At 67.8% G+C, this 9,644-nt stretch carries 12 protein-coding genes and 1 tRNA gene; 5 read left to right on the top strand and 8 right to left on the bottom strand.

All coding sequences use genetic code 11. From position 1 onward, the window contains the following. Positions 1 to 2 precede the first annotated feature (2 nt). Positions 3 to 1,142, bottom strand: coding sequence for a carboxylate-amine ligase (locus ACRDPS_RS17270; protein WP_431502894.1), 1,140 nt, complete (start codon positions 1,140 to 1,142; stop codon positions 3 to 5). Between the two features lie 86 nt (positions 1,143 to 1,228). Between ACRDPS_RS17270 and ACRDPS_RS17265 the strand changes: the two genes are divergently transcribed. After that, complete coding sequence (locus ACRDPS_RS17265) at positions 1,229 to 2,041, top strand: class II glutamine amidotransferase (RefSeq protein WP_431502893.1); 813 nt, start codon at positions 1,229 to 1,231, stop codon at positions 2,039 to 2,041. Positions 2,042 to 2,116: 75 nt separating this feature from the next. Here the strand turns inward: ACRDPS_RS17265 and ACRDPS_RS17260 are convergent, their stop codons facing one another. The 3 genes from ACRDPS_RS17260 to ACRDPS_RS17250 form a co-directional block, all read right to left on the bottom strand. Next, complete coding sequence (locus ACRDPS_RS17260) at positions 2,117 to 2,365, bottom strand: hypothetical protein (RefSeq protein WP_431502892.1); 249 nt, start codon at positions 2,363 to 2,365, stop codon at positions 2,117 to 2,119. 78 nt (positions 2,366 to 2,443) lie between these two features. Then, positions 2,444 to 2,587, bottom strand: a complete 144-nt coding sequence (locus tag ACRDPS_RS17255) for a GPGG-motif small membrane protein (RefSeq protein ID WP_431502891.1) — start codon at positions 2,585 to 2,587, stop codon at positions 2,444 to 2,446. Between the two features lie 35 nt (positions 2,588 to 2,622). Continuing rightward, complete coding sequence (locus tag ACRDPS_RS17250; RefSeq protein WP_431502890.1) at positions 2,623 to 2,865, bottom strand: hypothetical protein; 243 nt, start codon at positions 2,863 to 2,865, stop codon at positions 2,623 to 2,625. A gap of 172 nt (positions 2,866 to 3,037) precedes the next feature. Between ACRDPS_RS17250 and ACRDPS_RS17245 the strand changes: the two genes are divergently transcribed. Together ACRDPS_RS17245 and ACRDPS_RS17240 are read left to right on the top strand one after the other, a co-directional pair. Further along, positions 3,038 to 3,886 carry a sigma-70 family RNA polymerase sigma factor gene (locus tag ACRDPS_RS17245; RefSeq protein WP_431502889.1) on the top strand — a complete coding sequence of 283 codons (849 nt, stop codon included), beginning with the start codon at positions 3,038 to 3,040 and terminating at the stop codon, positions 3,884 to 3,886. 134 nt (positions 3,887 to 4,020) lie between these two features. Beyond that, positions 4,021 to 4,440: a hypothetical protein gene (locus ACRDPS_RS17240; protein ID WP_431502888.1), complete on the top strand. Its 420-nt coding sequence runs from the start codon at positions 4,021 to 4,023 to the stop codon at positions 4,438 to 4,440. Between the two features lie 167 nt (positions 4,441 to 4,607). Here ACRDPS_RS17240 and ACRDPS_RS17235 read toward each other — a convergent pair whose 3' ends face one another. After that, positions 4,608 to 5,228: a helix-turn-helix domain-containing protein gene (locus tag ACRDPS_RS17235; protein WP_431502887.1), complete on the bottom strand. Its 621-nt coding sequence runs from the start codon at positions 5,226 to 5,228 to the stop codon at positions 4,608 to 4,610. Between the two features lie 159 nt (positions 5,229 to 5,387). Here ACRDPS_RS17235 and ACRDPS_RS17230 point away from each other — a divergent pair, with 159 nt between their 5' ends. Next, the gene (locus tag ACRDPS_RS17230; RefSeq protein WP_431502886.1) at positions 5,388 to 5,963 is read left to right on the top strand and encodes a hemerythrin domain-containing protein; all 576 of its coding nucleotides are present in this window, start codon (positions 5,388 to 5,390) and stop codon (positions 5,961 to 5,963) included. A gap of 63 nt (positions 5,964 to 6,026) precedes the next feature. Here the strand turns inward: ACRDPS_RS17230 and ACRDPS_RS17225 are convergent, their stop codons facing one another. The 3 genes from ACRDPS_RS17225 to ACRDPS_RS17215 form a co-directional block, all read right to left on the bottom strand. Next, positions 6,027 to 6,842 (bottom strand): substrate-binding periplasmic protein, encoded by an 816-nt coding sequence (locus ACRDPS_RS17225; RefSeq protein ID WP_431502885.1) that lies wholly within the window; start codon positions 6,840 to 6,842, stop codon positions 6,027 to 6,029. A gap of 334 nt (positions 6,843 to 7,176) precedes the next feature. After that, positions 7,177 to 7,262: transfer RNA gene (locus tag ACRDPS_RS17220), tRNA-Leu, on the bottom strand. A 141-nt stretch (positions 7,263 to 7,403) separates the two neighbouring features. Further along, the gene (locus tag ACRDPS_RS17215) at positions 7,404 to 8,171 is read right to left on the bottom strand and encodes a glycerophosphodiester phosphodiesterase (RefSeq protein WP_431502884.1); all 768 of its coding nucleotides are present in this window, start codon (positions 8,169 to 8,171) and stop codon (positions 7,404 to 7,406) included. A 103-nt stretch (positions 8,172 to 8,274) separates the two neighbouring features. Between ACRDPS_RS17215 and ACRDPS_RS17210 the strand changes: the two genes are divergently transcribed. After that, complete coding sequence (locus ACRDPS_RS17210; RefSeq protein WP_431502883.1) at positions 8,275 to 9,579, top strand: M20/M25/M40 family metallo-hydrolase; 1,305 nt, start codon at positions 8,275 to 8,277, stop codon at positions 9,577 to 9,579. Positions 9,580 to 9,644: the final 65 nt, after the last annotated feature.

Below are 9,644 nucleotides of genomic sequence, written 5' to 3'. Positions count from 1 at the left end.
GCTCAGGTGAGCTCGGCCAGCCGGACCACAGCTCTGTCGAGCCGGCCCACCTCATCGTGAATGCTCCGTTGGGTCGAGGAGCCGGTGCCGCGGGAGAAGACCCGGTCGATGCCCTTCTCGACGCGTTCCCAGTCTCCGGCGTCCCGCAACGCCGGGCCGAGGTGTGCGGCGAGGCGGTCCACCACGTCACGGGCCGGCCGGGGCCGGTGCGTCCCAGGGTCGAGGAGGTCGCCGTCGAGCCCGTGCCGCCCGGCCTGCCACATCGCGAGCCGGAGCAGCGCGACCGAAGCGGGATCGGCCGGCTGGTCCTCCGCCCATTGCCTCGCTCCGGTCTCGACCAGCGCCCGGGACAGCGCGGCGATGAGCGCGGCGTCGCGCGGGTCGAGGCAGACGTCGGCGACCCGGACCTCGAGAGTCGGATACTTGCGCGACGGCCGGGCATCGAAGTAGGCCATGCCCTCGTCGATGGGAACCCCCGTGTCGACAAGCAGGCGCAGGTGATCGAGATACGCCTGGCCACTGCCGAAGACGTCGGTCGGTCCGTTGGTCGGCCACCGGGCCAGCACCTGGGATCGATAGCTCGCGTAGCCGGAGTCCCGGCCCTGCCAGAACGGCGAGTTCGCGCTCAGCGCGAGCAATACCGGCAGCCAGGTGCGGATCCGGTCCAGTGCCCCGACGGCCTCGTCGTCGGAGTCGACCGAGACATGTACGTGGCAGCCGCAGGTGAGCTGCTCGCTGGCCGTCAGCCCGAACTTCGCTGCCATCGCCGCGTAGCGCTCGTCATCGAAGGTCTGGGGACGCACCGGCAACGGGGTCGTGCCGCTCGCCAGGATCAGTGCGCCGGCCTCCGCCGCCGCGGCACGAGCCTTGTCACGCCACCGCCGCAGCTCCGTCTCGAGGAGGACGAGATGCTCCTCTGCCGGAGTGTCGGTCTCCACCTGCTGCTCCTGCAGCTCCGGGCCCACCGACCCGCCGGCCTCGCCGTCCGCGACCTCGGTGTCACCGCGCCGGCGTGCCACTCGCAGCACCTGGCTGGCGACGGACCGCGGAGCGCCGGTCTGGGCGTCGACGAGGAGGAGCTCTTCCTCGACGCCGACTGTCCTGACCTCGTCGTGGGTACTGCTCTTGGAGTGCCTGTTCACTTCACGCACCTGCGTCCCGCTGGTCGACAGCCGGACGGGACCAGCACCGCGTGAGGGGATACCGACCCTGAAGGAGCCGTTCCACGATGTGTCGCCTGTTCGGATACGTGACCGAGTCCCCGTGCGCCGTCGCCGACCTGCTCGGGCAGAAGGGCCTCGACGCCTTCACCTCGCTCACCAGCGTGCACTCCGACGGCTGGGGGATGGCCTGGCAGACGCCCGAGGGCACACGTACGGCGAGCTCGCCGCGTTCGGCGGACATCGACGAGACCTATCGCCGGCTCGTCGAGGATCCGCTCTCCCACGCGGGCCTCGTGCACCTGCGTTGGGCGACCGGTGGCCTCGAGGTACGTCCGGAGAACACTCATCCGTTCCTGACCGACGACGCCGCGTTCGCGCACAACGGGCACATCACCCCGATCGCCGACCTCGAGGCGCTGCTCACCCCGGAGTCCCGAGCGCAGCTGCGCGGGGAGACCGACAGCGAGCGCTACTTCCACTTCGTGCACCAGAGCGTGGAGCAGTACGGCGACGAGGCCGAGGGCGTCACCCGGGCGCTGGCCACGCTCGTCAAAAGGTTCCCGCGCTGCAGCCTGAACGCGTTGATGCTCACGCCAACTCACATGTTCGCCATCCACATCAACTCGCGTGCCGACTCGCCTCTGCGCGCCCTGCGCGAGCTCTTCGACGACGAGGGCGACATCCCGCCTCGGCACACCACTGAGTACTTCGCCATGGACTACCGCGAGACGGATCACGGCCTCGAGATCGTCTCCAGCGGCCTCGGACAGCCCGGATGGACGCCCGTGCCCGCCGACACCGCGGTGATGGTCGACCTGGCCACCCGGGAGGTCACTCGCCTGGACCCGGTCATGAGGCTCGGCGTCGAGTCGACGTGAGACCTCGGCGTACGGGGAGATGTTGCCCATCTGCTGCACCTCCGGTGCGCGGGGCGAGGGCGCGGACGTACCTCTTCAGGAGCCGCTGGTGACCCGGTCGCTGACGCCCGTGACTCCCACCGCATGGGCGCAATGGGCGCAGCAGAACATGTGCTCCTCGTTCTCCACGCCGTGGCCCAGGATGCGGGTGCCGCAGTTGACGCACTTGGGCGCGATCCTGCTCGCCGCACATTCGATCGAGTCGAAGACGAGGCTCTCTCCCGAGGCCGTCCTCACCTCGAAGGACCTGTCGTAGTCGTTGCCGCACGTGACGCACTTACCCATGGTCGATCCAATCGTTCGAGTTCACCTGGACGCCACGTGGCCCCGACGCCCGCGAACGGCACCGGGGCCACATGGTGTCTAGGTGAAGATGCTCACCCCGCCGGGGCCGACCAACAGGCCGACCACGATGAGCACGGCTCCCCACAGGATCTGGCCACGGATCAGCGACACGATGCCGCCGATGACCAGGACTGCCGCGATCAGCCAGAGAATTAATGCCATCGGTTCTCACCTCGGTGTGTAGTGGTGTGGTGCACTCACGCGCTCGTGCTCAAACGCGTACGGAGCATGGCCTTGGCCTCTTCCGCGCCCTGGACCGAGTTGGCCTGGGCGCGCAGGAACAGGTCCTCGAGGTCGGCGTCGCCCGAGCGGCGCGCGTCCTGGATGTAGGTGTCCAGGCGCAGCACGTTGTTCAGGCAGACCTCGGTGAACCAGATCAGGTTGTAGTCCTTGTCAGGGGTCCCCGTGAGGTCACCGGTCTCGAAGCTCTTGGTGGTCATGCAGATCACTCCTGTTGTGCTCGCTTCCTTCGTACGCCCCGCTCGGTACCCCTGCGATGCTGGCGCTAGCCTCACCCTTTTGGGTGACCTTCCGGGCCCGAGATCACACCCCCGAGGGTGAATATCGCCGCGTAGGCGTTGCCTCGCGCTGCGTGGGGACAACCATGAAGGCATGACGAGCACACAGACGAGGACAGAGCCCGGTATCGGGTTGGACCACCGTCCCGATACCGAGGTGTTCGAGACCGACCTGCCCCGTGCAGAGCGCCAGCGTCTGACCGCGGAGCTGTTGGAGCGGGCCGAGCACGCCGAGGGCGAGGAGCGCGAGCACCTGGTGGAGGAGGTGATCCTGCTCAACGCCGTCGTCGCCCGCTCGATCGCGCGTCGCTATGTTGGTCGCGGCATCTCGCGGGCGGACCTTGAGCAGGTTGCGTACGTCGCTCTGGTCCGTGCCGCGAAGGGCTTCCGCCCCGATCGTGCCGACGACTTCTTGACCTATGCGGTGCCGACCATCCGTGGTGAGGTGAAGCGCTGGTTCCGCGACCACGGCTGGACGGTGCGCCCGCCGCGCCCGATCCAGGAGCTGCAGAGCACGTTGTTGCGGATCGGCTCCGAGCGCGGCACCCTGCCCACCTCCGAGCTGGCCGATATCACTGAGATGCCGGAGCAGAAGGTGCGCGAGGCGCTCGATGCCCGCGGCTGCTTCACCCCGTCCTCGCTGGACGCCCCGCTACGACCCGACGACGGGAGCTCTGCCTCCCCGGAGGCCACCATCGGAGACATGCTTCCCGGCTTCGACGGCGGGCTGGGCGACTGCGAGACGAGGCTGGCGCTGGGGCAGGCGATCCACGCGCTGTGCCCGCGCGACCAGCTCGTGGTCCGGTTGCGCTACCTCGAGGACCGCAGCCAGGCCGAGATCGGCGAGGCGATCGGCGTCACCCAGACCCAGGTCTCGCGGATCCTGAACAGGATCATCGATGAGCTGCGCGCGCGGCTCGAAGGCGTAGGCATCGCGGCCTGAGCGAGGCAGCAGGCGAACGCCTCCCTGTCCAGCGCCTCCCTGTCCATCGCCGCCGTTACGTTTGGGTTGGGACGGATCGGGTACCGGGTAGGTCATGGCGTCCGACCTCCGGGCGCCGCCGGAGAGGGGTCGAAATGACGATCGAAATAATCGTGCTCATCGTGGTCATCATCGTGGCTGTGCTGTTGGTGGCGTACGCCGTCGTGTTGATGCGCCGCAACAAGCAGGGACGGGACCGCCATCGCGCGGACGAGCTGCGTCACGAGGCGCAGGACCAGGCGACCGGAATACGCCGGGACGAGACCCGCGTCCGGCAGGACGAGGCCGCCGCCGAAAAGGCCCGAGCGGACGCCGAGGCCAAACTTGCTGAGGCCGACCGCGCGGAGACCCTGGCCAACGAGCGACGCGAAGGACTCCACGTTCAGCGTGGTCGTCGGGAGGACGCCGTGCGATCGGCAGATCAGCTCGACCCCGACGTCGATCACAAGTCGGAGCACTACGAGCCAGAGGTTCCCCCCACGCGCCCGGGCGGCAACGATTCGCCGGGACGCTAGCAGAGGGATCAGGCACTGTCGCAGTGTGCTCCCTGCAGCCAGGTAGCTTCCATCGAGGCCCGGCCTGAACGGCCGGGCCTGTCATCGCCGACGATGCTGCGAGGAGGCGGCCCGCTCGGCGGTGATGACGAAGAGCTCCGTGCACGCGTCGACCTGGTCGAAACCGGTCACTCAGGCAGCTCCATGGATGCTTCCTCGGTGACCATCCGGGCCGCCACCGATGCGCCCGGCTCCAAGTCGGTCTCGTCCGGCGGGGCGAAACCGTGGGCGATACCCCATCTGACCGCCTGGCTGCGGTTGGTGACCTCGATCTTGCGATAGGTCAGCCGGATGTGGCTCTTGAGCGTGTTCACGCTCAGGACCAGCTTGGCGGCGATCTCACTGTTGGACAGCCCCTGGGTGATCAGCGCGAGCACCTCGACCTCCCTGGTGGTGAGCCCTGCCGCGACGCCCATCCGGTCGACCTGCTCGGCGATCGGCTCGCCGGCCGCGGTCAGCTCGATGCTGTGCACCAGGTCTCCGGCGTGCACGCTCATCGAGACCCAGGATCTGGCTCCCAGCGACTGGGCCTTGGCCCGCAGGTCCGGGCGCATGTCCCGGCTGACGATCAGCACCTTGGCATCGGTGCGGTGCAGCAGATGGTCGAGATCCGAGCCGTCGCTCAGATGGAGGCCGAGGGTGTCGTAGAGGATCACGTCGACGCCCGGCGCCATGCTGCGTACGGCCGGAAGCGCGGTCACGACCAGGCGGTCGGGAAAGTCGGCGAGCATCGTCGTGAGCCCGCGCATGACGACCTCCTGCGGACTCACCACAGCTACGACTACCACCCCTGACCGCATCACTTCTGAACTCTCGCAGATCGGTGGTCGCTTGGACAGGTGTATGGGGTAAACCTGCCGTGGGTACCTGGGGTGATATCTGAACAGGACTCGAGACAGGAGAACCCCATGTCCCATGTGACCGAAGATCTCATGAAGGCCTCCGAGCTGCTCGAGGGTGACGTGGTCAGGATGCTGCTGCAGCAGCACGCCGGTATCCGGCAGCTCTGTGCGACCGTGGAGAACACCTCGGGACCGGCCAAGCGTCAGGCCTTCGACGACCTCCGCGCCCTTCTCGCCGTGCACGAGACGGCAGAGGAGATCGTCGTACACCCGGTCGCCTCGGTTCACGGCGGCGAGGCGTTGACCAAGGCGCTCAACGCCGACGAGAAGGAGGCCACCGAGATGCTGGCCCGGCTCGAGGAGCTGGGCGTCGACAGTTCCGAGTTCGACGAGACCTTCCCGATCTTCAAGATCGCGATCGAGCAGCACGCCGACGAGGAGGAGCAGGTCGAGTTTCCGCTCCTGATCACCACCCTCGACGAGACGGCTCGGCACACGATGGGCAAGCGTCTGGCCGCCGCCGAGCTGGTCGCACCGACCCACGCCCACCCCGGCGCCGCCGGATCTGCCCCGAAGCAGCTCGCCACGATGCCGTTCCACTCCATCGTCGACCGCGTCAAGGATGCGCTGAGCTCATCCTGATCGTCACGTACGTCGCTGGTGCGTATGAACGCACCAGCGAGGTGACGCTGATGGATCGGGTAATCAGGCGCCCTTCTCCCTGAACACCTCGGCGAGCGGGTCTGCCTCGAAGTAGTCGGTCTTGATCTTCGACCACCTGCCATCGAGGACCATGTTCTTGAGGACCCCGTCGATCTCCTCTTTTCGCTGGTCGCCAGATCGGAGCACGAACCCGATCGGGGCGCCCTTGGCCTCGTAGACGATCGGTTCGTTCAAGGCTATCGGCGCGCCCTCGATGATCGACTTGGCGTAAGGCGCTCCGCAGAAGAACGCGTCGGCCTCACCGCGCTCGATCAGCTTGACCGCAGCGTCCGCGTTCGGGGCACTGACGATCTCGACGTCCTGGTACTTCTCTTCGAGGTACGACTCGTGGATGGTGCCGTCGACGACCACGACGTTCTTTCCGTAGACATCACCACGTGTCCGGATGGACGATTCCTCGGGAGCGAGGAAGGAGACGTACGTCGAGAAGTACGGCGCGCTGAAGTCGAACTCCCGCTCCAGCTCCGAGGTCGTGGTGACCTGGGCCCCGATCATGTCGATCTTGCCCGCTCGCAGGGTCGGGAAGAGCTCGCCGAACTCCATCGCCACGAACTCGGCCTCGACGCCCATTCCCTCGGCGACGGTGCGCGCCATCTCATAGTCGAAGCCCTTGGTTCCGTCGTCGCTCTGGTAGTAGACCGGTTCGGTGTCCTCGACGCCGATCCGAAGCGTGTCCCCGCCGACCGCGGCGCTCGCCTTGCCGGTTGCGGAGGGCTCGGCGTCGGAGAACTGTCCGCTGAAGGCGACGGCGCCCAGGAGTGCCAAGGCACCGGCGACGACGAACTTGATCTGGTTCATGGGAGGGGGATCCTGTTCCAGGGTTGGATGCGGCCGGACCGGCACGATCGACACCGAGAATCGAACCCGCAGACCACAATCTGGCGGATCGAAGCCAAATCAGATTGAAGGCAGATCAAACAGCGGACCACTCCGGGGCGTCCGGGGGACTCGCGACCAATGAGAGTCGTGTCCCAGGTCGTCAGCTATGCACTCCGGCCGGCCGTCACGTACGTGACCTCGCCTCGCGCACCGGTCGGTCTGGCTCGGCGGTCGTGGCCGCTGGTGCCCCACAGGGCTCCGCAGAGTCACGTGAAATGCGAGAAACCCCAGGTCTCCCTGGGGTTTCTCTCTGTGCGCGAGGGGGGACTTGAACCCCCACCCACTAGTACGTGGACTAGCACCTCAAGCTAGCGCGTCTGCCTATTCCGCCACCCGCGCGCAACAGGAAGAACATTATCAGGAGCCCCTCGTGGTGCCGAATCGAGGTGGCTGGTGTTCTGGGTAGGGGGTCTCGACAAGCTCGACCAGCGGGGGTGGGGTGTCGCGGGCGGGCCGTCTCGACAAGCTCGAACACCGGTGTCACACCGGCAGCAACGCCCGGCCGGGGTGGTTGCTGGTGACCATCCAGACGCGCTGGTCGTTGACGAAGCGGTGCAGGCGGCCGGGGTTGTCGACGGTCCAGACGAGGACCTTGATGTTGCGGCGGTGGGCCCAGCGCAGGAGCCAGACGTCGGCGAGGCGCTGCTCGACGACGACCAGGTTGGAGCGGCAGCGGCGGATGCGGCCCTCGGGGAAGAACTCCGAGAGCTTGAGGCGGACGAGCTTGAACGGGTGGTGGCGCCAGTCGACCCCGCCGAGGGAGAGGCCGACGAGCGTCTCGGGGGCGCGGAGGTCGGCCCAGTCGCGCAGGACGCGTACGGACTCGTCGACCATCGTGGTCAGGATGAAGCTCTTGTCCATCACCTCGAGGGCGATCTCGGCGGCGTCGACCTCGTGCGGGATGCCGAGATGGTCCGACGGCGAGGCGAACTTGAAGTCGATGTGGGCGTGCTTGCCGTGGGCGGCGAGGAGCTCGAGAGCCTCCCGATAGCGCACCAGGCGGAACGGAGCGAGCCTCGACAAGGCGGCGTACGTCCTGTGCTCGATCCTCACCTTGCGGCCGATGCGGTCGCGGACATGGCTGTCGTGGTGGAGGACGAACTCGCCGTCGACGGTGCGGTGCACGTCGAACTCGACGTAGTCGACCTCCATCTTCGCGGCCTCCAGCAGCGACTCCCAGGAGTTGTCGCGGTGCCCCGACTGCCGCGCGGCGGCGCGGTGAGCGGAGAGGAGCGCACGCTTCTGCATACGTCAATGGAAACCCACACATCCATCCGCGCCGAAATCCTCAGGTTGCGCATAGGTGGACGTCAGGGGGCGATTTGTCGCCGGCGGTCGATACGGTGGCGGTATGACCAGTGCCGAGAACGAGGTCGTCGACCTCTGCCGTGACCTGATCCGCATCGACACCAGCAACTACGGCAACGACCCGGGGCCGGGGGAGCGGAAGGCGGCGGAGTACGTCGCCGCGCAGCTCGACGAGGTCGGGATCTCATCCGAGATCTATGAGTCCGAGCCCGGGCGCGCCTCGGTCGTCGCGCAGTGGGGAGGGGGCTCGACCTCCGGACGACAGGACGGCCTCCTGCTGCACGGTCACCTCGACGTCGTCCCCGCCGCCGCCCAGGACTGGCAGGTCGACCCCTTCTCCGGAGAGATCCAGGACGGGTACGTCTGGGGTCGCGGCGCGGTGGACATGAAGGACTTCAACGCGATGCTCCTCGCGGTCGTCAGGGACCGCCAGCGCACGGGCAGGATCCCCGAGCGCCCGATCACCCTCGCCTTCACCGCGGACGAGGAGGCGGGCGGGATGAAGGGCGCCAACGTACTCGTCGAGGAGCACCCCGACCTGCTCGCCCACTGCACCGAGGCGGTCGGCGAGGTCGGTGGCTTCTCGACGACGGTGAAGGGGAGAAGGCTCTACCTGATCGAGGCGGCGGAGAAGGGCATGGCCTGGATGAAGCTGACCGCCCGCGGCACCGCCGGGCACGGCTCGATGATCAACCGGGACAACCCGATCACCAGGCTCTCCGGCGCGCTCGCCCGCATCGGCGCGCACGAGTGGCCGGTGCAGCTCACCCCGACGATGCAGACGCTGCTCGCCGCGGTCGGCGAGATCGCGGGGGAGGAGCCCACCCCGGAGAACGCCGAACGGCTCGTCGAGGAGTTCGGCCCCGCGGCGCGGATGATCGGCGCCACCCTGCGCAACGTCACCAACCCGACCATGACCGGCGCCGGCTACAAGGTCAACGTGATCCCGACCGAGGCGACCGCGCACGTCGACGGCCGCTTCCTGCCCGGCTACGAGGACGACTTCTTCGAGACCCTGAGCAAGCTGTGCGGCGAGGGGATCGACATCGAGTTCGACCAGAACCAGATGCCGTGGGAGACGCCGTACGACGGCGCGCTCGTCTCCGCCATGGAGAGCTCGCTGATCGCCGAGGACCCCGACGCCCTCGTCGCGCCCTACCTGATGTCGGCCGGCACCGACGCCAAGCACTTCAAGCGGCTCGGGATGAGGACGTACGGGTTCGCGCCCCTGCGCCTGCCCGAGGAGCTCGACTTCACCGCCCTGTTCCACGGCGTCGACGAGCGGGTCCCGGTCGACGCCCTGGAGTTCGGCGCACGCGTCATGGACCGGTTCCTCGACCAGGTCTGAGCCGCTGCGCACGTCGAGTCGGCTCATCCTGACGAGAAACAGCTCCGAGTCGGCGCGTCATGACG

The sequence above is a fragment of the Nocardioides sp. genome (assembly GCF_050699375.1).
Lineage (GTDB): Bacteria > Actinomycetota > Actinomycetes > Propionibacteriales > Nocardioidaceae > Nocardioides.
Note: the sequence above shows the minus strand (reverse complement) of the source record. Positions and strands in the feature narration are given on the sequence as shown.